The sequence below is a fragment of the Povalibacter sp. genome (assembly GCF_036520495.1).
GTDB lineage: Bacteria > Pseudomonadota > Gammaproteobacteria > Steroidobacterales > Steroidobacteraceae > Steroidobacter.
Genome location: NZ_DATDJO010000055.1, coordinates 25,924 through 45,500, shown reverse-complemented (window position 1 = coordinate 45,500; position 19,577 = coordinate 25,924). Strand labels below are relative to the sequence as shown.

The 19,577-nt window shown below is 62.4% G+C and carries 21 protein-coding genes and 2 tRNA genes; 16 read left to right on the top strand and 7 right to left on the bottom strand.

Annotated features, from left to right (window positions below):
* Positions 1 to 25: 25 nt before the first annotated feature.
* Both prfA and hemA read right to left on the bottom strand, forming a co-directional pair.
* A complete protein-coding gene (gene prfA / locus VIZ63_RS18730; RefSeq protein ID WP_331611236.1) occupies positions 26 to 1,108 on the bottom strand; it encodes a peptide chain release factor 1 in 1,083 nt (360 codons plus the stop codon).
* Positions 1,109 to 1,183: 75 nt separating this feature from the next.
* A complete protein-coding gene (hemA, locus tag VIZ63_RS18725; protein WP_331611234.1) occupies positions 1,184 to 2,527 on the bottom strand; it encodes a glutamyl-tRNA reductase in 1,344 nt (447 codons plus the stop codon).
* 90 nt (positions 2,528 to 2,617) lie between these two features.
* On the opposite strand from hemA, the gene VIZ63_RS18720 reads away from it, so the two are divergent.
* The 8 genes from VIZ63_RS18720 (at position 2,618) to ychF (ending at position 9,791) form a co-directional block, all read left to right on the top strand.
* On the top strand, positions 2,618 to 4,330 hold the full coding sequence (locus VIZ63_RS18720) for a tetratricopeptide repeat protein (protein ID WP_331611233.1): 1,713 nt from the start codon (positions 2,618 to 2,620) through the stop codon (positions 4,328 to 4,330).
* A gap of 8 nt (positions 4,331 to 4,338) precedes the next feature.
* The gene (gene lolB / locus VIZ63_RS18715; RefSeq protein ID WP_331611232.1) at positions 4,339 to 4,935 is read left to right on the top strand and encodes a lipoprotein insertase outer membrane protein LolB; all 597 of its coding nucleotides are present in this window, start codon (positions 4,339 to 4,341) and stop codon (positions 4,933 to 4,935) included.
* Entirely contained in the window at positions 4,932 to 5,819 is an 888-nt protein-coding gene (gene ispE, locus VIZ63_RS18710; RefSeq protein WP_331611231.1) for a 4-(cytidine 5'-diphospho)-2-C-methyl-D-erythritol kinase, read from the top strand. The genes lolB and ispE overlap by 4 nt, the downstream gene beginning before the upstream one ends.
* Before the next feature lie 65 nt (positions 5,820 to 5,884).
* Positions 5,885 to 5,959 (top strand) — tRNA-Gln (locus VIZ63_RS18705).
* A 114-nt stretch (positions 5,960 to 6,073) separates the two neighbouring features.
* Complete coding sequence (locus tag VIZ63_RS18700) at positions 6,074 to 7,027, top strand: ribose-phosphate diphosphokinase (RefSeq protein WP_349261227.1); 954 nt, start codon at positions 6,074 to 6,076, stop codon at positions 7,025 to 7,027.
* Between the two features lie 154 nt (positions 7,028 to 7,181).
* Complete coding sequence (locus VIZ63_RS18695) at positions 7,182 to 7,883, top strand: 50S ribosomal protein L25/general stress protein Ctc (protein WP_331611230.1); 702 nt, start codon at positions 7,182 to 7,184, stop codon at positions 7,881 to 7,883.
* Positions 7,884 to 8,009: 126 nt separating this feature from the next.
* Positions 8,010 to 8,591, top strand: a complete 582-nt coding sequence (gene pth, locus VIZ63_RS18690; RefSeq protein ID WP_331611229.1) for an aminoacyl-tRNA hydrolase — start codon at positions 8,010 to 8,012, stop codon at positions 8,589 to 8,591.
* Between the two features lie 108 nt (positions 8,592 to 8,699).
* On the top strand, positions 8,700 to 9,791 hold the full coding sequence (gene ychF, locus VIZ63_RS18685; RefSeq protein WP_331611228.1) for a redox-regulated ATPase YchF: 1,092 nt from the start codon (positions 8,700 to 8,702) through the stop codon (positions 9,789 to 9,791).
* Between the two features lie 195 nt (positions 9,792 to 9,986).
* Here ychF and pcaD read toward each other — a convergent pair whose 3' ends face one another.
* The 3 genes from pcaD to VIZ63_RS18670 are packed head-to-tail and all read right to left on the bottom strand — an operon-like array spanning position 9,987 to position 12,509.
* Positions 9,987 to 10,772, bottom strand: coding sequence for a 3-oxoadipate enol-lactonase (gene pcaD, locus VIZ63_RS18680; protein WP_331611227.1), 786 nt, complete (start codon positions 10,770 to 10,772; stop codon positions 9,987 to 9,989).
* Positions 10,769 to 11,167 carry a 4-carboxymuconolactone decarboxylase gene (gene pcaC / locus VIZ63_RS18675; RefSeq protein ID WP_331611226.1) on the bottom strand — a complete coding sequence of 133 codons (399 nt, stop codon included), beginning with the start codon at positions 11,165 to 11,167 and terminating at the stop codon, positions 10,769 to 10,771. Before pcaC ends, pcaD begins: the two co-directional genes overlap by 4 nt.
* On the bottom strand, positions 11,160 to 12,509 hold the full coding sequence (locus VIZ63_RS18670; RefSeq protein WP_331611225.1) for a lyase family protein: 1,350 nt from the start codon (positions 12,507 to 12,509) through the stop codon (positions 11,160 to 11,162). Before VIZ63_RS18670 ends, pcaC begins: the two co-directional genes overlap by 8 nt.
* A 157-nt stretch (positions 12,510 to 12,666) precedes the next feature.
* Here VIZ63_RS18670 and VIZ63_RS18665 point away from each other — a divergent pair, with 157 nt between their 5' ends.
* The 8 genes from VIZ63_RS18665 to VIZ63_RS18630 all read left to right on the top strand — a co-directional run bounded on the left by VIZ63_RS18665 (position 12,667) and on the right by VIZ63_RS18630 (position 18,331).
* Complete coding sequence (locus VIZ63_RS18665; protein WP_331611224.1) at positions 12,667 to 13,134, top strand: acyl-CoA thioesterase; 468 nt, start codon at positions 12,667 to 12,669, stop codon at positions 13,132 to 13,134.
* Positions 13,131 to 13,646 (top strand): MarR family winged helix-turn-helix transcriptional regulator, encoded by a 516-nt coding sequence (locus VIZ63_RS18660; protein WP_331611223.1) that lies wholly within the window; start codon positions 13,131 to 13,133, stop codon positions 13,644 to 13,646. Before VIZ63_RS18665 ends, VIZ63_RS18660 begins: the two co-directional genes overlap by 4 nt.
* Before the next feature lie 70 nt (positions 13,647 to 13,716).
* On the top strand, positions 13,717 to 14,427 hold the full coding sequence (gene pcaH / locus VIZ63_RS18655; protein ID WP_331611222.1) for a protocatechuate 3,4-dioxygenase subunit beta: 711 nt from the start codon (positions 13,717 to 13,719) through the stop codon (positions 14,425 to 14,427).
* Positions 14,424 to 14,912, top strand: a complete 489-nt coding sequence (locus VIZ63_RS18650) for a protocatechuate 3,4-dioxygenase subunit alpha (RefSeq protein ID WP_331611221.1) — start codon at positions 14,424 to 14,426, stop codon at positions 14,910 to 14,912. The genes pcaH and VIZ63_RS18650 overlap by 4 nt, the downstream gene beginning before the upstream one ends.
* A gap of 115 nt (positions 14,913 to 15,027) precedes the next feature.
* Positions 15,028 to 15,104 (top strand) — tRNA-Met (locus VIZ63_RS18645).
* A gap of 174 nt (positions 15,105 to 15,278) precedes the next feature.
* On the top strand, positions 15,279 to 16,592 hold the full coding sequence (locus tag VIZ63_RS18640; RefSeq protein ID WP_331611220.1) for a tyrosine-type recombinase/integrase: 1,314 nt from the start codon (positions 15,279 to 15,281) through the stop codon (positions 16,590 to 16,592).
* Between the two features lie 237 nt (positions 16,593 to 16,829).
* A complete protein-coding gene (locus VIZ63_RS18635; protein WP_331611219.1) occupies positions 16,830 to 17,054 on the top strand; it encodes a hypothetical protein in 225 nt (74 codons plus the stop codon).
* The gene (locus tag VIZ63_RS18630; RefSeq protein WP_331611218.1) at positions 17,051 to 18,331 is read left to right on the top strand and encodes a type II toxin-antitoxin system HipA family toxin; all 1,281 of its coding nucleotides are present in this window, start codon (positions 17,051 to 17,053) and stop codon (positions 18,329 to 18,331) included. The genes VIZ63_RS18635 and VIZ63_RS18630 overlap by 4 nt, the downstream gene beginning before the upstream one ends.
* A 78-nt stretch (positions 18,332 to 18,409) precedes the next feature.
* On the opposite strand, the gene VIZ63_RS18625 is transcribed toward VIZ63_RS18630, so the two are convergent.
* Both VIZ63_RS18625 and VIZ63_RS18620 read right to left on the bottom strand, forming a co-directional pair.
* On the bottom strand, positions 18,410 to 18,703 hold the full coding sequence (locus VIZ63_RS18625) for a helix-turn-helix transcriptional regulator (protein ID WP_331611217.1): 294 nt from the start codon (positions 18,701 to 18,703) through the stop codon (positions 18,410 to 18,412).
* Between the two features lie 54 nt (positions 18,704 to 18,757).
* Complete coding sequence (locus tag VIZ63_RS18620) at positions 18,758 to 19,537, bottom strand: hypothetical protein (protein WP_331611216.1); 780 nt, start codon at positions 19,535 to 19,537, stop codon at positions 18,758 to 18,760.
* Positions 19,538 to 19,577 lie beyond the last annotated feature (40 nt).

The following is a 19,577-nucleotide window of genomic DNA, read 5'->3' as shown; positions in this document are numbered from 1 at the left end:
GTTACACCGGGGACCCCGCACGTTCCTACTCCACGATCCTGGCCAGCTGCTCGGCCTGATATTCCTGCTGCAACGGCTGGATTACCGGTTCCAGGTCGCCGTTCATGACGTCTGCGAGCTTGTAGAGCGTCAGGTTGATGCGATGGTCCGTCACGCGGCCCTGCGGAAAGTTGTATGTGCGGATGCGCTCCGAGCGATCGCCCGAACCCACCTGCGATTTGCGCGACTGCGCTTCTGCCTGATCGCGCTTTTCCTGTTCGGCCGCCATCAGGCGCGCCTTGAGCAACGACATCGCGCGCGAACGGTTCTTGTGCTGCGAGCGTTCGTCCTGGCATTCGACCACGACGCCGGTGGGGATGTGCGTGATACGGATGGCCGAGTCGGTCTTGTTGACGTGCTGGCCGCCGGCGCCGGATGCCCGGAACGTATCGATACGCAACTCGGCGGGATTCAGGTCGGCGTTCTCGACCTCCGCGAGTTCAGGCAGGATCGCAACGGTGCAGGCGGACGTATGAATGCGTCCTTGCGCTTCGGTGGCCGGCACGCGCTGAACGCGATGCGTCCCGGCTTCGAACTTGAGGCGCGAGTAGGCGCCGCGGCCGACGATGCGGCTGATGATTTCCTTGTAGCCGCCATGCTCGCCCGGACTGTCAGAGAGGACCTCGACCCGCCAGCCTTCCCGTTCGGCGTAGCGTGAGTACATCCGGAACAGATCGCCGGCAAAGATGGCGGCTTCATCGCCGCCGGTGCCCGCGCGCACTTCCAGATAGATGTTGGCCTCGTCGCGCGCATCCCTGGGAAGCAGCAGCTTCGCCAGTTCGCTGGTCTCGCTATCGATGCGTCCGCTCAGGTCCTTGAGTTCTTCCTGGCCCAGCTCGCGCATCTCCGCGTCGTCGCCATCCGCCATTTCCTGCGCCTGCGCGCGTTCGCCCAGCAACTGCTGATAGTCGCGGTAGCGCGCGACCACCGGCTCGAGCTTCGCGTATTCCATCGACAGGTCACGAAACTTGTCGTTGTCGGCGATGATCTGCGGATCGGCGAGCAGGCCGCTCACTTCCTCCTGCCGCTCGACGAGTCTTTCCAGCTTGTTGCGAATCGAATCTTTCATTGCGGGATCAGAGAAAAGGTTTCACACAGAGATCATAGAGATCACAGAGGTCAGAAGCAGGTGAGAACAGCTAGTTCATGTCTGTTCCGATCTCTGTGACCTCTGCGATCTGTGTGTGAAATCTTCCTTCTCGTCTGTTGCGGCAGCGGATGGGCTCGACACCAGGAGTGCCCTGGCCGCTGTCACCACTTCCACATCGCCGCGTTCGGCTGCGTCGCGCAACCGCTGACTCGGGCCGTGCAGCAGGCGATTGGTGAGCGTGGTGGCAAGAAAGTCGATCACTTCGCCAGGGTCGCGTCCGGCGGCCAGCATGCGTCGGGCCTGGTCGGTCGTCTGTGAGCGCAGCGCTTCGGCGTCGCTGCGCAGCTGGCGAATGGTCGGCACGGCATCGAGCGTCTTGAGCTGCTGCTCGAACTGCGCGATTTCGGCGGCGATCATCTGGCTGGCATCGCGGGCGGCCTCGCGTCGCGATTCGATGTTCTCGTTGACGACGTTCTGCAGGTCGTCGATGGTGAACAGGTACACGTCTTCGAGTTTCGCGACCTCGGCGTCGATATCGCGCGGTACGGCGATGTCGGCCATGAACATCGGTTTGCGACGCCGTTCGCGCAGCGCGCCGCGCACGGCGTCGTAAGTGATCACGGTCGTCGGACTCGCGGTCGAGCTGATCACGATGTCTGCTTCGGAGAGGTGGCTCGCGAGCGCTTCCAGCCCGATGGCGTAGCCATCGAACTCGCGGGCCAGCTCCTGTGCGCGATCGAGACTGCGGTTGGCGATGATCATGCGGCGTAAGCCGTTGGCGTGCAGATGCCGCGCCGCCAGCGCGATCGTCTCGCCCGCGCCGACCAGCAGGGCGGTGTGCTGGTCGAGATTCTCGAAGACGGTCCGGGCCATCGCGACGGTCGCGGAGGCGACCGAGACGGCATTGGCACCGATGCGTGTTTCCGTGCGCACGCGCTTGGCGACGGAGAACGCAGTCTGCAGCAGGCGATTCAGGTACGGGCCGGTGACGCCGTGATCGAGCGCGACGCGATAGGCGTCCTTGAGCTGTCCGAGGATCTGCGGCTCGCCCAGCACCAGCGAATCCAGGCCGCACGCGACCGAGAACACATGTTCGATCGCCGTCTTGCCATGCAGCTGATACAGGGAATCCCGCAGGTCGAGTTGCTGCGCCGTCAGGTCATGCCATTCGCCGAGCCAGGAGGCCACTTGCGCGCCTGGTGTGTCGGTGAAGTGACGATCGGTAAAGCAGTACAGCTCCGTGCGATTGCACGTAGAGACGATCACGGATTCACGAACGCCCGGAACGGCGTTGAGATCCCGCAACGCTTCCGCCAGATCCGTCGCCGCGAAGACAACTTTCTCGCGGATTTCGACAGGAGCGGTGCGGTGATTGATGCCGATGACGACGAGTGTCATGTAGAGGTGTCGTGAAACGGCCGCGATTGTCCGCCGAAGGCCGGCGGGATGACAAGCTTTGAGGGGGTTCCCTGATATAGTGCCAGCACGATGCGCCAGACAGCTGAAATGCACGAACTTTCTTCCGCCCGCAGCGGTATTCGCGCTGTGACCGCGTTGTCCATCGCCTTGCTGCTGGGCGCCTGTGCAGGCACCGGCAAACAGGCGCCTGACGATACCGAGGCGCTTCCGGACGATCCGAATGCGCTGATGCTGGGCGCCGAAGTGGCGCTGCAGCGCGGCCAGTACCTGGCAGCGTCGAGCGCCTACGTCAAGGCAGCGCAGAATGCCCACGATGAAACGCTCGCCGAGCAGGCCACCAAGATTTCTTTCGAACACCACCAGTGGACGCTGGTGCTGGCCGGCGCCGAACGCTGGCTCGAACTGAATCAGACCAACGAAGAAGCGCGTCGCTACGCGGCCTTCGCGGCGTTGCATCTATATCAGATCGATCGGGCCGCCGAACACCTGACGTTCCTGCTCGATTCGGCATTCATCAATCCGCCGGCCGGCTTCCTCGCGCTGTTGCCGCAGCTGGGCAACGAGGGCTCACCGGCCGCAACCACCGCCGTGCTGCAGAAGCTGGTGCTCAAGTATCCGGACCTGACCGAGGCGCATTACGCGCTGGGTCGCGCGGCGCTGCATTCCGAGAATTTTGCGCTGGCGTTCCAGCATGCACAGAAGGCGCGTGAACTCCGTCCTTACTGGTCGCCGGCCGGATTGCTGCTGGCGCAGGTTCAGCTGATTCGCGGCGAAAACGACGCTGCGCTCGCCACGGCGAAGGCGGTGGTCGATCAGGACGGCCAGGATTCGTACCGGCTGGAATATGCATTGATGAAGCTGCAGGCCGGCCAGGAAGAGGAAGGCCGCAAGGATCTCAATGCCCTGACCGCCAGCGAAACGGTTGCCGGCGTCGCCGAGCGCGCGCTGGCCGATATCGATTTTCAGCTCGGTGATCGCGATGCCGCCGCGCAGCGCTACGGCAACCTGCTCTCGAGCGGCCGGTTCGTCTACGAATCGCTGTTCTATCTCGGCGCGGTGGCGGAGTTGCGCGACGCGCCTGATGAAGCGATGCAGATCTACAGCCGCGTCACGGGCGGCGATCTCGCGATGGCGGCGCAGACGCGCGTGGCGCGGCTGAAGCTGCAGAAGGAAGGGCTCGATGCGGGGCTGCGGCATCTCGAAGAATTCGCGAGCACCCGGCCGCAATACACGCTCGACGCCATCACTGCACGCGCCGGTCTGCTGTCGGCGAGCGGTGATTCGGCCGGCGCCATCGCCTTGCTCGACAGTGCACTGAAAGAATATCCCGACGCTGCGGAGCTGCGGTTCGCGCGCGTGTTCCAGCTCGAAGGTGCGGATCACGTCGATGAAGCGGTCCGCGAGTTGCGCAAGCTCGTTGCGGACCGTCCCGGCGATCCGGTGGCGGAAAATGCACTCGGCTACACGCTGGTCGATCGCACCGGCAAGTCCCGGGAAGGGTTGAAGCTGATCGATCAGGCGCTGTTGCAAACGCCCGATAGCGGCGCCGTCCTGGACAGCATGGGATGGGCGCTGCATCGCGTGAAGCGTGATGCAGAAGCGCTGAGCTACCTGCAGCGCGCCAAGCTTCGCATCAGCGATCCGGAAGTCGACGTGCATCTGATCGACGTGCTGATCGCGCTGGGACGCAAGGACGAAGCGCAGGCCGTGCTCAAGGAAGCGAGCGGGCGGTATCCCGATAACGAAGATCTGCAGTCGCGTCTCAAGTCGCTGCACGAGTAAGTTGCTTCATGCGATGCGCAATCCATCGTTGCGCGGTGCTGCTGGTCGTCATGACCGCGCTGGGCGCGTGCGTCAGCCAGCCCGCGCGACCACCGATTGAAATCCCTGCGAATCTGCAGGAGCTTGCGCGCTGGCAGGCGCGCGGCCGCATCGGCGTGTCGGGTGCGGACGGTGGCGGCTCCGGCTCGTTCGAGTGGCAGCAGGACGGCGATCGCGCGGATATCCAGATTCGCGGCCCGGTCGGCATTGGCAGCGTGCGGCTGCAGGTGCAGGGCGACGAAATGGATCCGCAGGTGAAACTGCAGACGGGCGACGGCGTCACGCTGGAATCGCAAGCCGCATGGGACGAACTGGAAGCGCGGCTCGGCGCACCCGTGCCGGCCGGTCATCTGCGTTTCTGGATGCTGGGGCTGGCGGCGCCTGGGGACCACGCATGGGATTCGTCCGCGGCGCAGGGTGAGAAGGCGCTCGAGCAGGACGGCTGGCGCATCGCGTACCAGCGGTATTCGAGCGAGGCGGGCACACCGCTGCCGGTGCGAATGAACGCCACGAGCGGTACGACGCGAGTACGGATCGTCGTGGATCGCTGGCAGCTGGGACAGTGAACGCTGAATCGCCCAGAGAGCCGCTCGGCCAGTCGCCTCCCTGGCCCGCACCCGCCAAGCTCAATCTCTGCCTGCATATCGTCGGGCGTCGCGCTGATGGCTATCACCTGTTGCAGACGGCGATGCAGTTCATCGACCTGTACGATGAGGTGCGATTCTTCGTGCGGCCGGCCGGCGTGGTGGAACGGTTGGGTGGGTTGTCCGACGTGCCAGCGGATCGCGATCTGGTGGTTCGCGCCGCCCGCTTGCTGGCGAGCCATGCGCAGTCCGCGGCGGGCGTTGCAATCGAACTGCAGAAGCGGATTCCTGTGCAGGCCGGCCTCGGCGGCGGCAGTTCCGACGCAGCAACGACGCTGCTCGCGCTGAATCATCTGTGGGGCACGAATCTCGCGTTGGATGAACTGGCGATGCTTGGTTTGCAGCTCGGTGCCGATGTGCCGGTCTTCATCCGGGGTCATGCGGCCTGGGCCGAGGGCGTGGGCGAGCAGCTGACCTCCATCGAGCCGCCGGAAAACGTGTTCCTGGTCATCAAACCGCAGGCCGCAGTGAGCACAGTTGAAATCTTTCAGGCCGCTGAATTGACACGTAATTCCCCCGTCACGACAATACGCGCCTTTCTCGCGGGGGGTGGCCGCAACGATTGCACTTCCACCGTGCGCGGGCGCTATCCAGAGGTCGCCGAAGCGCTTGATTGGCTTGAGGAATTTGGTGTCGCGCAACTGACCGGAACCGGGTCGTGCGTGTTCGCTGCCATGCCTTCCGAGAGTGCCGCCAGCGCCGCGTTGCGGCGCTTGCCGGCGCGCTGGTCAGGATATGTCGTACGCGGATTGAACCGTTCGCCGTTACTGGAACGGTTGCAGGTGGAGCAGAGTACGCGGAGTTAAGTTGAAGGTCGTCAGGCGGGCACAGCTCGCGGGCGACCGGTCTTTTTTTGGTCTTTTTTTCGAATTGGGGCGTCGCCAAGCGGTAAGGCAGCGGGTTTTGATCCCGCCATCCGGAGGTTCGAATCCTTCCGCCCCAGCCATCCTTCGAGAAGGCTGTGGACTATAGGCTGTAGGTTGCGGGTCGGATCAGGAGTGCAGGCGCTCTTCATCTGCCTGGAGCCTAGAGCCTAGGGTCTACAGTCTCGGGGTTTTCAATGGATCGTTCATCAATGGCGGTGTTTTCGGGCAACGCCAACCAGCAGCTCGCGCTCGAGATAGCGCGCCACTTGATGGTGCCGCTGGGGCGGGCGTCGGTCGGTCGTTTCAGCGATGGCGAGACGACGGTCGAGCTGCTGGAGAACGTGCGCGGTCGCGACGTGTACATCGTGCAGCCGACGGCACCGCCGGCGAACGACAACCTGATGGAGCTGCTGGTGATGGTCGATGCCGCGCGTCGTGCGTCGGCAGCGCGAATCACCGCAGTCGTGCCGTACTTCGGCTACGCGCGGCAGGATCGCCGCCCGCGTGCGATGCGTGCGCCCATCACCGCCAAGCTCGTGGCGAACATGATTGCCGGTGCGGGCGTCGATCGGTTGCTGACCATCGATCTGCACGCTGATCAGATCCAGGGGTTCTTCGATATCCCGGTCGACAACGTCTACGCTTCGCCGGTATTGCTGGGCGATGCGTGGAAGCAGAAGTACGAGGATCTGATCGTCGTATCGCCGGATGTCGGCGGCGTGGTGCGTGCCCGGGCGCTCGCCAAGCGGCTCGACGATGTGGATCTCGCAATCATCGACAAGCGTCGCCAGCGGGCGAACGAGTCGGAAGTGATGAATATCATCGGTGAAGTGCGCGGCAAGACCTGCGTGCTCATCGACGACCTGGTCGACACTGCGGGTACGCTGTGCCACGCGGCGAAGGCATTGAAGGACAGCGGCGCGAAGCGCGTGGTCGCCTACATCACGCACGCCGTGCTGTCGGGTCCGGCCATCGAGCGCATCTCGAAGTCGGAACTGGATGAACTGGTCGTGACGGACACGATCCCGCTGAGCGACGCCGCTCGCGCCTGCCAAAGGATCCGGCAGTTGTCCGTCGCCGGCCTGCTCGCGGAGACGATGCGTCGTATCCGCGATGAAGAGAGCGTGAGCTCGTTGTATATCGATTAGCGGTGGCGTCGGGTTGTCCGACGACATTGCTTGGTGTGCGGTGCCGGTGACTGGTCGCGGAGCCGGTATCGCTTTCAGATGAGGTGGCAGGATATGGCAGATGCGCTACGCGTATTCCCGCCCGGCAGCCCCATCGTTCTGTTCTGGAGTACTTATGAAAACGTCTTTTGATCTCGTCGCTGATCCTCGGGATGGCGAGCAGGGGAAGGGTGCGAGCCGCCGCCTGCGTCGTTCCGGCAAGGTTCCGGCGATTCTCTACGGTGGCAAGGAAGACCCGACGCGGCTGACTCTGGATCACCAGAACCTGCTGACGTTGCTGGTCAACGAGCGCTTCTATTCCACCATCCTGTCGTTGAACATCGCTGGCAAGAAGCAGGCAGCCATCCTCAAGGATGTGCAGCGTCATCCGGCCAAGAACCAGATCCTGCACATGGATCTGTTGCGCGTACGGGACGACGAGCCGGTTCGCATGTCGATTCCATTGCACTTCAAGGGTGCTGCGGGCTCGCCGGGCGTGAAGACCGAAGGCGGTATCGTGTCTCACCTGCTGAACCAGGTCGAAGTGCTGTGCTTGCCGAAGGATCTGCCGGAGTCGGTCGAAGTCGACATGTCCGAGATGCGCATCGGCGAGATGAAGCGTCTGTCGGATCTGCAGCTGCCTGAAGGCGTGCAGTTCGTGTCCCTGACTCACGGCCGCGATGAACCGGTGGTCTCGATCCATCATCCGCGTGCGGAAGAAGCTGAGTCGCCTGTGGCGGCTGCAGCTGCTGCCGCTGCTGCTGCACCTGCTGCGGGCGCAGCGGACGCGAAGAAGGACGATGCCAAGCCGGCTGCTGCGAAGGGCGGCAAGAAGTAATCCGACGCGGGCGGCCTGATCGGCCGCCCGCCGAGGTCAGTGGATAGTTGATAGTGGATAGTGGATGAGCGCTGTCGCGCTTCCTCCGTTATCAACCGTCAGCTATTCACCTTCGACTCTCTTCCTATGCTCGCCACTCCCATCAAGATCATCGTCGGTCTCGGCAATCCCGGGCCCGAGCATGTGCTTACGCGGCACAACGCCGGGTTCTGGTTCGTCGATGCGCTGGCGGCGCGGCTCGACGGTCGTTTCCGCAGTCACACGCGCTTTCACGGCGAGATCTGCCGCGTCACGATCGATGGCGAAGAAATCACGTTGCTCAAGCCGGCGACGTACATGAATCGCAGCGGGCTCGCGATCCGCGCGTTGTCCGACTATCTAAAGGTCAAGCCGCTGGAAACGCTGGTGGTTCACGATGAACTCGACCTGCCTGTCGGCGATGTGCGTTTCAAACTCGGCGGCGGTCACGGCGGCCACAATGGTCTGCGCGACACCATTACTCACATCGGTGCGGATTTCTGGCGTCTGCGCGTCGGTATCGGTCATCCCGGCGACAAGTCGCAGGTGATCGACTACGTGCTGCGGCGTGCGCCGAAGGACGAGGAAGAGAAAATCCTCACCTCGATCGCCTCGTCTCTCGATGCATTGCAGGTGTTCCTGCGCGAGGGAGCGGAGAAGGCGATGAATGGATTGCATCAGAAGAAGTGATCCACTGATCCAGTGATGAGGTGATGCCGCCGCGAATCTGCAGCGCCATCACCTGATCATCCGATCACCTTTCCACGATCCCAGTCTCAAGAGCGTTACGTACCAACCATGGGCATCAAATCCGGCATCGTAGGCCTGCCGAACGTCGGCAAGTCGACGCTCTTCAATGCGCTGACGCGCGCGCAGATCGCGGCAGAGAACTACCCGTTCTGTACGATCGATCCCAACGTCGGCATCGTGCCCGTGCCCGATCCGCGGCTCGCCGAGCTGGCGGTGATCGTGAAGCCCGAGCGCACCCTGCCGGCAACCGTCGAGTTCGTGGATATCGCCGGACTGGTCGCCGGCGCCAGCAAGGGCGAGGGACTCGGCAACAAATTCCTGTCGCACATCCGTGAAACGGATGCCATCACGCACGTCGTGCGCTGCTTCGAGAACGACGACATCGTCCACGTGGCGGGCCGCATCGGTCCGCTCGACGATATCGATGTCATCAACACCGAACTGGCGCTGGCCGACCTCGATACGGTGGAGCGCGGCATCCTGCGCGCCGAGAAAGCGGCGAAGGCAGGCGACAAGGATGCGATCAAGCTGCGCGACCTGCTGAAGCGGGTGCGTGAGCATCTCGACGCCGGCAAGCCGGCGCGGTCGCTGGTAAAGGATCCGGATGAGATCCGGATGCTGCACGAGTACCACCTGATCACGTTGAAGCCGCTCATGTACGTGGCCAACGTCGCCGAGAACGGCTTCGAGAACAATCCCTACCTCGATGCAGTGAAGGCGCGGGCGGCGGAGGAGGATTCGCAGGTCGTGGCCGTCTGTGCAGCGATCGAAGCGGAGATCGCCCAGTTGGAAGAGGCGGACCGCGCGGATTTTCTCAACGAGCTGGGGCTCGACGAGCCCGGCCTGAACCGCGTCATTCGCGCCGGTTACAAGCTGCTTGGACTGCAGACGTATTTCACGGCCGGCGAAAAGGAAGTTCGCGCATGGACCGTTCGGGTCGGCGCCACTGCGCCGCAGGCTGCCGGCGTGATCCACACCGATTTCGAGAAAGGATTCATCCGCGCCGAAGTGATTGCCTACGACGACTTCATCGCGAACAAGGGCGAACAGGGAGCGAAGGAAGCCGGCAAGCTGCGTCTGGAAGGCAAGGAATACATCGTCCGCGAAGGCGACGTGATGCACTTCAGATTCAATGTGTGAGAAGAGGCTGACTGGTCGGCTGGCCAGAGTCCGGCGCAAGCTCAATGGTACTGAGTTGAGCTTGCCGGTCCGATTTTCAGGCCTCGATTTCCAGGCTTTGTGGGTCCCACTTTAGCCAAACAGTTCTCGAGTCTCAGATGTCCGACTGAAGTCGGACCCACAGAAAAATCATCCCGCGGAGAGATTTCCCCGGAATCAGATGGTGCCGAGGAATTCCACCAGCGCCGCCGTGAACTCCTCCGCCTGCTCGATATTCGACAGATGCGCGGCCTCCAGCATCCTGAGCTTTGCTCCTGGAATGGAGTTCGCAATCAATTCCGCATCCGCCGGGGGTGTGGCTGGATCTTTCGTGCCCCCGATCACGAGCGTGGTCGTCGTGATGTCCTTGATGTCTTCGCGCAGGTCCATGTCACGAACGGCTGCGCAACAGGCTGCGTAACCCGCGGGGTTGGTGGCGAGAAGCATCTGACGCACGCGCTCGACCCGCTCAGGCTCGGCGCTGCGAAATCCCGCTGTGAACCAGCGGCCGAGGATGCCCTCGGTCAGGGCCGACATGCCTTGCGTTCGGGCCGTCTGGATGCGTGAGTCCCAGCTCTCGCGCGGTGGCATGTGAGGCGAGGTATTGCTGAGCGCGGTTTTAAGGACCCGATCCGGCCAGTGCCGGGCAATGACCATCGACGTCATGCCGCCGAGAGACAGCCCGCACAGGTGCGCTCGCGCGATTTCGCAGGCGTCCAGGACGACGAGCGCATCGCGCGCCAGCTGTTCGAGCGTGAGCTCCGTACGGCTACCCGCAGAGGATTGGCCGTGGCCACGGACGTCGTAACGCACGACTTCGAAATGCTCTTGCAGCACTTGAACCTGGTCGTCCCACATCTCCAGGCTCGTGCCCAGTGAGTTGAGCAGCAGCAGTGCCGGAGCGCCGGGGCGCGGCGCATGTTCGTAGTGCAGTTGTGCGTCATCGGTCGTTGCGACTTTCATGGCTTTCCAGACGGAGGCTGTTCCAGCTCCCCGATGACTTCCTCGGCGTGATGCATCGCGGTGTTCGCAGCCGGCATACCCGCATAAACGGCGCTGTGGATGATGAGTTCCTGCAGCTCTTCCTTCGTGATGCCGTTATTGATCGCGCCACGCGTGTGACCGCGGAATTCTTCCCAGCGGCCGAGCGCAATGCAGATCGACAGCGTGATGTAGGAGCGTGTCTTGCGGTCGAGTCCGGGCCGGTTCCATACATCCCCCCAGGCATGGCGCGTCAGGAAATTCTGGAATTCCCTGTTGAAATCGGTGAGTCGCGAGTTGGCGCGATCGACCCAGGCGTCGCCGAGCACCGCGCGGCGATGCTGCACCCCTTTGTCGTAGCGTTCCTGATCATCCATCGAAACTGGCTCCCTCTTTGCGTTGTGTCAGATAGTCGAGCGTGCGGGCTTCCGCCGCGGCGATGTCCCGATCGATCGAAAATACCTCGTCCAGCTGTTCGCGGCCAAGATTCACATTCGCCGTGGCAAGTTCCTGCACAGCCACTTCGCGCAGCGTGCGATTGCCATTGAGCGCGGTCTGCGACCACGAATGCACCAGGTCGTGCGCGACGTCGCGACCCACCGTGGGGCCGAGCGTCTCGGCGAGCGCGGTTGCACACGCAGTCCGCAGTGCGCAGGTCAGGTTCGCCTGCATGCGTTCGGTATCGATGCGCAAGCCGCGGAACGTATTCGTTACTGCGAGCAAGGCGCCATGCGTCAGGCTGCACAGCTGCGGCAATACGACCCACTCCGCGTGCCAGGCCCCTGCGGCGCGTTCATGCTCCTGCACCATCGACGCCAGCAGAGCCGCTGCGAGTTGCGGCGTAACCGTCGCCGCCGCTGCCGCGACGACGGCATCCACCGGATTGTGTTTATGTGGCATAGCCGTCGACCCACCCTTGCCAGGCGCCGCGGATTCGGCCAGTTCGCCCACCTCGGTTTGCATTCCAAGGATGACATCACGCGCGATCTTGGCGAGTTGCCCGGTCAATGCCGCGAGAGCCGATCCGCATTCGACGATCGACACGCGGTTCGTGTGCCAGCAGATCGGTGCGGCCCGCAACCCCAGGCGGACCGCGACTCCCGCCACCAGTTCGGGTGCCAGTGCTCCGGCGGTTGCCAGCGTGCCCACCGGCCCGCCGAGCTGCAGAAACAATCCGCTGCGTGAAATCTGCGCGAGGCGCGTGGCCAGCTGATCGAGGCCTGCGAGCGACGCTGCCAGCTTGTAGCCGAACGTGGTGGGAGTGGCCTGCTGCAATAGTGTTCGGGCGATCATGGGCGTGCGTGCATGCGCGAGAGCGAGCGCCGCGACGGTTTCACGCAGTTGACGCAGATCGGGCGAGATGCGGGAGAGGGTGTCGCGCATAGCCAGGGTGATGGCGGTGTCGATCACGTCCTGGCTGGTGCTGCCGTGATGTACCCAGGCGGCGGCGTGAGTGTCGACACTGGCGATGAGTGCCGTCAGTTGTTGCACGAATGGAATAGCCGCATTGCCCGCGAGCGCCGCGGGCGAGAGGTCGATGCGTGCGATCAGCTTGCGGTCCGAGCAGGCGGCCACGATGGCCCGGGAGGCGGCTGCCGGGATCAATCCCAGATCGCCCTGCACTTTCGCCAGCGCGCCTTCGAACTCGAGCATGTAGGCGAGTTGTTGCGCAGGTGCGAACAACCCTGCCACTTCGGTGCTGTGAAACTGCGAATTCAAAAGTCCCCGCAATCGGCATCGTGCCGTTCTGATTCGGCCTGATACTAAATGAGAGTCGACCGCCGGGCATCGGCGAGTGCCGCAACGCCGCTGCCATTTGCGGCTCCAGCAGCTATATCGTATAACGGTTTCGGTTGCGGGCCTTGCAGCGAAGCGCATGGAAAACACCGATTCCACACCCTCCTCGCCGATCGCCGGCCTGATCTTTCGGCGCGAACTGCGCATCGAATGGGGCGACTGCGATCCGGCGGGAATCGTTTTCTATCCGCGCTATCTAGCTTTTTTCGACGCGAATACCGCGTATCTCTTCGAGGCGGCGGGTTTGCCGAAGGCCGAGATGGTCAAGACCTACGACATCATCGGCATGCCGCTGGTCGATGTCGGTGCGAAGTTCTTCATGCCCTCACGCTTCGGCGATCGCGTCATCGTCGAAAGCAATGTCGCGGAATGGAAGCGCTCGAGCCTGACGATCGAGCACCGCATCCTGCGCGACGGCAAGCTGGCCGTGCAGGGCCATGAAAGCAGAGTCTGGGCGGGCAAGGACCCGGAGCGTCCCGGCGGCATCAAGGCCCGCGCCATTCCCGACGAAGTCATCCAACGTTTCGCGCACGCTGACCCAGCATGAAAGACCGGCCCCGGGAGTCGACCACTGCGGGCGCAAAGGCTCGCTCGAAATCATCTGCCGCCGGCTCGAAAGCGCGGCGCCGACCCGCGGCACTGGGACCGCTGTCGCACTACATCGGCTATGCGCTGCGCCGGGCGCAGCTGGTGGTGTTCGATGACTTCTTCCACACCTTCGTCGATATCGATCTGCGTCCGGCGCAATTTGGTCTGCTGGTCGTTATCAGTCAGAACCCCGGCCTGAAGCAGGCCGACGCCAGCGCAGCCTTGGGCATCCAGACCCCGAATTTCGTGGCGCTCGTCGATGCGCTCGAGCGGCGCGGCCTCGTGCAGCGCTTGCCAACACAGAACGACAGGCGTTCGCACGCGCTGCATCTAACCAGGTCCGGCGAGGCGCTGCTGAAGCGCGTGCTGATACGGCAGGCCGAGCATGAGGAGCGCATGACGGCGCGTATCGGCAAGGCGGGCAGGGAACAGTTGCTGGCGCTGCTCGACAAGCTGGCCAAGCACGACTGACGGGTGTGATCGAGTCGACGTGCTGCGGATCTCCGCGCTTGCACAAATGCGTCAACGACCTGCGGTAGTCATGAAACCATCCCATCCGTATCCACTCGAGTCGCTGCAGCACGATCCGCCGTACCTGCATCCCGATTACGTGTCGACGCGTACACGCGCGCCACGCGAGCCGTTGATCGTCCTGCCGCAGGCCTTGTCGGAGCTCACCGGTCCGGTCTTCGGTCATAGCGACTTCAAGGAGAGCGATGCTGACCTCACCGTGCAGGGCGCAGCGCAGCCGATCGGCGAACGTATCGTCGTTCACGGTCGCCTTGTCGATGACAGGGGCCGCGCGATCCCGAACTCCCTGATCGAGATCTGGCAGGCGAACTCCACCGGTCGCTACCGGCACGCGCGCGATCAGCACGATGCGCCGCTCGATCCGAATTTCTTCGGCGCTGGCCGCTGCATGACCGATGCGGAAGGGTGCTATCGATTCGTCACGATCCGGCCGGGCTCGTACCCGTGGGGCAATCATCCGAACGCATGGCGCCCGGCGCACATTCATTTCTCCCTGTTCGGGCCGTGCTTCCTCACGCGTCTGGTGACGCAGATGTACTTCCCCGGCGATCCGCTGTTTCCGTTCGATCCGATCTTTCACTCGGTGACCGATGCGCGTGCGCGCGAGCGTATGGTCGCAAAGTTCGATCTGGAGGCCACGCTTCCGAACCGGGCACTCGGTTTCCGCTTCGACATCGTGCTGCGCGGTCCGGACGAAACGCCGCTGGAGGAAGAGCGGTGAGCGTTACTCCATCGCAGACCGTCGGCCCGTTTTTCCAGATCGGACTCGCCCATGACCGGTGGACGCACCTGTGCGTCGGCGACGGAGAGCGATTGCGAATTACGGGCGTCGTCTTCGATGCCGACGGCCGACCCGTGACCGACGCCCTGCTGGAAATCTGGCAACCCGATCGCCAGGCATTCGGTCGCTTCGCGGTCGATCCGGACAGCGGCACGTTCGCGTTTGATGCAATTCGCCCGGCAAGCCTGAGCGCCGGCGAGTCGCCCCACCTCTGTGTCGGCCTGTTTGCGCGGGGTCTGTTGAAACGCCTCTATACCCGCATCTATTTCCAGGACGAGGCCGCCAATGCGATCGATCCGGTGCTCGCGCTGGTCCCGACCCAGCGGCGTGCGACGCTCATGGCCCTCCCGGCCCGCTCAGGCAGCGAATTCCGTTTCGACATCCGCCTTGCCGGCCCCGGCGAGACGGTTTTTTTCGAGTGCTGAGGCACGGAGCCCCTAAGGAAACGCGCGATTCCTTGACAGCACCGGCATCGGTCCAGACAATGCCCGCCCTTCCATCGCCGGCCGGACGCACCGAATGTCCGCCTGCGACGAAAAAGGCTAGGTAGCTCAGCTGGTTAGAGCGTGGCACTCATAATGCCGAGGTCGTGGGTTCGAGTCCCACCCTAGCCACCATTCGCGCGTCCAGTGTCATCCAGGCACTTCCGGAAAATCCCTCACGATCAGGCGCTTACACGCGTTTGACGTCCGGAGTTTTCCGTGCATTTGCGTCGAAATCCGATCTTGAGCAGGGGTACCGAATAGGGGTACCTAGGCATATCTGCCAAGGACGCTGAAATCGGTACCCCTATGACGAGGCTTTCAGACACGAAAATACGGGCTGCGAAGGCTCGGGTACGTCCGTACAAACTCTTCGATACGGACGGGCTCTTCCTGCTGATCACTCCAACCGGCCGCAAGTGGTGGCGGCAGCGATACCGCTTTGCCGGTAAGGAACGTCTGCGAGGGCTCGGCACCTACCCCGAGGTCGGCCTGGCCGAAGCACGCGAGGAGAGCCTTGCGATTCGCAAACAGCTCGCCAAGGGACTCGATCCAGCGCTTCAACGCAAAGAGGAGATGGCCGAAGAGCGACGCGCGCAGCTCAACACGCTCAAAGCGGTCGCACTGGAGTGGCACACAGCCTTCCAGCGTCAGTGGTCAGCTGGCCATGCGAGCCGGGTTCTCCAACGCCTCGAAGACAACGTGTTCCCCTGGATCGGCGATATACCGATTCGAGATGTCACGGGCGAAGACGTGCTCGTCTGTATGGATCGGATGGTCAATCGCGGCGCGATCGACACTGCGCGCCGGGTGCTGCAGATCCTCAAGAAGGTTTTCAAATGGGCGATCGGTCGCCGACTCGTGGAGCACACGCCCATTGCCCACATCGAGCCGAAGGACCACCTGCCGTCGGTCAGTGTTCAGCATCGAGCAGCAGTTCGTGATCCGCAGCTGTTGGGTGTGCTGCTTAAGAGCATCGATGCGTATCAAGGTGGGTTCGTCGTCGCTTGTGCGCTGAAGCTTCTGGCGCTCACGTTCGTCAGACCAGGAGAACTACGCCGTGCGCAGTGGCCAGAGTTTCAGCTCGAAGGCGAGAAACCCACATGGCGCATTCCTGCCGAGCGAATGAAGATGGGTGGAGCCGATCACCTGGTTCCGCTGTCACGACAGGTGGTTCAAGTCCTGCAACTGCTGCAACCCCTCACGGGCGCAGATGGCAAAGGGTATGTCTTGCCGTCGGTGCGCAATGCATCTCGTCCGATGAGCGAGAACACATTCAACGCCGCGCTTCGCACGATGGGATTTACGCAGCAGCAGCACACAGCCCACGGTTTTCGCGGGACTGCGAGCACGTTGCTCAACGAACAACAGTGGAACAAGGATGCCATCGAGCTGCAGCTGTCGCACATGCCGCGCGACAAGACGCGAGCGAGCTACAACAGCGCGGATCACCTGATGCTGCGTCGTCAGATGATGCAGTCATGGGCGGATTATCTGGATGAATTGCGGACGGCTGCGCTGCGACAGCAGGCTGGGATGCATGAGGGGGCGGTAGCTGCGTTCGAGGCGCTGCGTCTGAGGCGGCGTGAGCGATCTGGATCCGGGGTTCGACCGGCTCGGTGATTGAAAGGTCGGGAGCAAGGGGATCCTCCGGCGCTCTGGCTCTGCGTGTCGCCCTCTCTTTTAGATGTCCCTTTGGATGTCCTTTATAGGGGACGTGACAATCTGTCCCTTATGAGGGACTTCCATAACTTGTCCTTTATGAAGGGCATTTATATACTGTCCTCCATGAGGGACATTTCTATTACGACGGCTGAAGCACTTGGCTACGCCCTCCGGACTCGGAGGAAGGCTAAGCAAATGTCACAGCTCCAGCTCGCCAACCTCGTAGGCGTGGGGCGCAAGTGGGTGGTTCTTTTAGAAAAAGGCAACCCAACTGCTGAGATGTCGAGTGTGCTGAAGACGATCCAGGTGCTGGGATTGGAGCTTCGCCTGCAAGACCCGATGCGATCCACGGGCGTCGCCTCGCCGTCCAGGTTGGATGCCGTGTTCGACCAGCTGAAACCGCCCAGCAACAAGCCATGACGCAACTGCTCGTCGTTATCGAGGGGGAAATCGCGGGCCGGGTCGATAGCAACAAGCACGGGCTCTTGCGCTTCAGCTACGAACCCGCGTGGCTGGAATCCAAGCACGCCTTCCCGTTGTCGACCTCCATGCCGTTGACAGAGATCGAATACAAACAGTCGCTGATCGCGCCTTTTCTCTGGAACCTGCTTCCAGAGAACGAGCACACATTGGAGGCGCTGGCGACGGCGCACGGGCTGAAGAGCGTCAATCCATTCAGGCTCATGCTGAAGATCGGCGAGGATGTGCCGGGAGCAGCGCAGTTCGTTCCCGACGAGCACATCGACAAGTATCTGGGCGACTCGCAGCCGGAGATTGCCTGGATCTCGATGGAGGATCTCGACGACCGGATCAGGATCCTCAACAAAGACGCTGCATCGATGCGTCTGAAGAAAGACGTCGGACGCATCAGTCTTGCCGGCGCGCAAACAAAAACTTCGTTTTATTTCGATGGCGAGCGCTGGGGTGTGCCCTTCGGGCGCACACCTAACACCCACATCTTGAAGCCGGCTATTCCGGGGTATCCAGCCATCTGCGAAAACGAACATCTTTGTCTAAGCGTTGCTGCCCGATGCGGGCTACCCGCTGCACGCTCCACCGTTTTGAATCTGCCTGAACCGGTCATTGCCGTGGAGCGTTTCGACCGTCTCTGGACGAGTGAGGGTGTGCTGACACGCGTGCACGAGGAGGACTTCTGCCAAGCGCTCTCCTTGATGCCGGCCCGCAAATATCAGGAGCATGGTGGCCCCGGCATCCGCACGTGCGTTGAGCTTTTGCGGCGCGTCTCGACCCAGCCGGATCGGGATGTCGAGATCTTTCTCAAGGCGAACATGTTCAACTGGTTTGTCGGTGGCATGGACGCTCATGCCAAGAATTACTCTCTGCTGATCAGCGCGGGTGAAGTGCGTCTCGCGCCTTTATATGACCTCGCATGTCTGGCTCTCTATCAGGAGCAGGGGATTCGGCAGGAATTGTCGATGAAGGTTGGTGAGCACTATGCCGTCCGCCGCATTGGACTCGCAGACTGGCAATCCGTGGCGAAGGACTGCAGGATCGATGAGGATCAAGTGCTCGCGTGGCTGCATGAACTCGGTGAGAAGCTTCCTGATCACGTGAGAGATGCATCAAAGGAAGCGCTGAATGACAAGCTCAACGATGCGGCAGTTACGTCGGTACGAGAGGCGCTCCTGGATCACATCGAGGCGCGAGTTGGGTCGATAAAGACCAGGACCTACTGAGTCGACGTCCCCCCACTTTTCAGTAGCACGGTGATTTAGAGTCCGACCCCAAGTGAGGAGGTTGGACGTGAAGAAGCGCTACACCGAGGAGCAGATCATCGGATAGGCGTGCGACGCCGACATCGAACGCAAACGGCAGCAGTAGCGCGCAATGTGTTGAGTTGGATTGCCTGTGCCAGCTTCAATCTCTGCCAGTACGCGCGGTGCGACTCCGCAGAGTTGTGCGTATTCGCTTTGCGAGCGCTTGATGCTGAGTCGCATCTGGCGAATGACCTCGCCGATGGGCAGATCGGAGTTCGGTAGCTGCGCGCTCAAAGCGCCGCGCAGCGCGGCGACTTGCTCGGCATTCAAGCTGCGATGGACTCTACGCACGCGCGCTCGTCTCCGTTCTAGGTAACGGGGCAAGGCTCTTGGCGAACTGCTCCCTTATCTATGTAGGCCTCGATCCGGACGCTTCTTCAAGTCGCCAAAATGGCCTTCGAGTACAGCCTGGGCGCTGCGCTTGGCTTGTCGGATCCACCACGAGGTGATTTGGCCGGACTCTCGGGCCGAGAGCATGAAGGCTGTATCCACGATCTCTATCGCATAATAGGCGACCCGCTCATTGTCCTTGTGCTTCGGCAATAGAAAGAACTCGTCCAGCTTCGAGAGCAAGAACCGCGCCCGCTTGAAATCTGCATCGCGATCCAGTCGCTTGAGCTCCGGCGGCATGTGACCGCTGATGGTCAGCTTCGCGAACACCAGGTTACTGCGCTGAAAGCGCGCTGACCGATCGATCATGGTATCGAGCAGTGTCCGCCATGACTGCGTCGCTTTGCCGCGAAGCGGCCGGTTCAGCTCATCGTCATGACGCTTGCCGAGATCGCTCAGCAGGCCGCGCAGCAGCGCCGGCATGTCGGGATAGAAGAATCTGGCCGAGCCGTGCGGCACTCCGGCGTGCTGGCATACGGCGACGAAAGTAACTTCGGGAAAGTCTCGGGTCGCCAGCAGCGTCAGCGTCGCCTTCAGCAGTTGCTCGCGCCGGGCATCGCCGCGTCGTTGCGTGATCCGGGGAATCGGACTCTTTGGTGGGTTGCTGTTCATAAGGTGCTCGATTCTAGCCAAGTCCGTCGAGTTCCGCGCTGGTGAGTGCGGCCGGCGCAGGCGCCGTAACTCGCCATCTGGCGAGTGTAATAAACTCGCTAAATAGCGAGTTCGGTATTGCAAACCTCGAACGTTGCCGCGTAGTCTTTGCTGGCAGCGGCGG

What these genes read in the sequence shown, in the direction of transcription:
- prfA (WP_331611236.1), bottom strand. Translation starts at nt 1,108, where the DNA reads ATGAAAGATTCGATTCGCAACAAGCTGGAAAGACTCGTCGAGCGGCAG.
- hemA (WP_331611234.1), bottom strand. Translation starts at nt 2,527, where the DNA reads ATGACACTCGTCGTCATCGGCATCAATCACCGCACCGCTCCTGTCGAA.
- VIZ63_RS18720 (WP_331611233.1), top strand. Translation starts at nt 2,618, where the DNA reads ATGCGCCAGACAGCTGAAATGCACGAACTTTCTTCCGCCCGCAGCGGT.
- lolB (WP_331611232.1), top strand. Translation starts at nt 4,339, where the DNA reads ATGCGATGCGCAATCCATCGTTGCGCGGTGCTGCTGGTCGTCATGACC.
- VIZ63_RS18700 (WP_349261227.1), top strand. Translation starts at nt 6,074, where the DNA reads ATGGATCGTTCATCAATGGCGGTGTTTTCGGGCAACGCCAACCAGCAG.
- VIZ63_RS18695 (WP_331611230.1), top strand. Translation starts at nt 7,182, where the DNA reads ATGAAAACGTCTTTTGATCTCGTCGCTGATCCTCGGGATGGCGAGCAG.
- pth (WP_331611229.1), top strand. Translation starts at nt 8,010, where the DNA reads ATGCTCGCCACTCCCATCAAGATCATCGTCGGTCTCGGCAATCCCGGG.
- ychF (WP_331611228.1), top strand. Translation starts at nt 8,700, where the DNA reads ATGGGCATCAAATCCGGCATCGTAGGCCTGCCGAACGTCGGCAAGTCG.
- pcaD (WP_331611227.1), bottom strand. Translation starts at nt 10,772, where the DNA reads ATGAAAGTCGCAACGACCGATGACGCACAACTGCACTACGAACATGCG.
- pcaC (WP_331611226.1), bottom strand. Translation starts at nt 11,167, where the DNA reads ATGGATGATCAGGAACGCTACGACAAAGGGGTGCAGCATCGCCGCGCG.
- VIZ63_RS18665 (WP_331611224.1), top strand. Translation starts at nt 12,667, where the DNA reads ATGGAAAACACCGATTCCACACCCTCCTCGCCGATCGCCGGCCTGATC.
- VIZ63_RS18660 (WP_331611223.1), top strand. Translation starts at nt 13,131, where the DNA reads ATGAAAGACCGGCCCCGGGAGTCGACCACTGCGGGCGCAAAGGCTCGC.
- pcaH (WP_331611222.1), top strand. Translation starts at nt 13,717, where the DNA reads ATGAAACCATCCCATCCGTATCCACTCGAGTCGCTGCAGCACGATCCG.
- VIZ63_RS18640 (WP_331611220.1), top strand. Translation starts at nt 15,279, where the DNA reads ATGACGAGGCTTTCAGACACGAAAATACGGGCTGCGAAGGCTCGGGTA.
- VIZ63_RS18635 (WP_331611219.1), top strand. Translation starts at nt 16,830, where the DNA reads ATGTCACAGCTCCAGCTCGCCAACCTCGTAGGCGTGGGGCGCAAGTGG.
- VIZ63_RS18630 (WP_331611218.1), top strand. Translation starts at nt 17,051, where the DNA reads ATGACGCAACTGCTCGTCGTTATCGAGGGGGAAATCGCGGGCCGGGTC.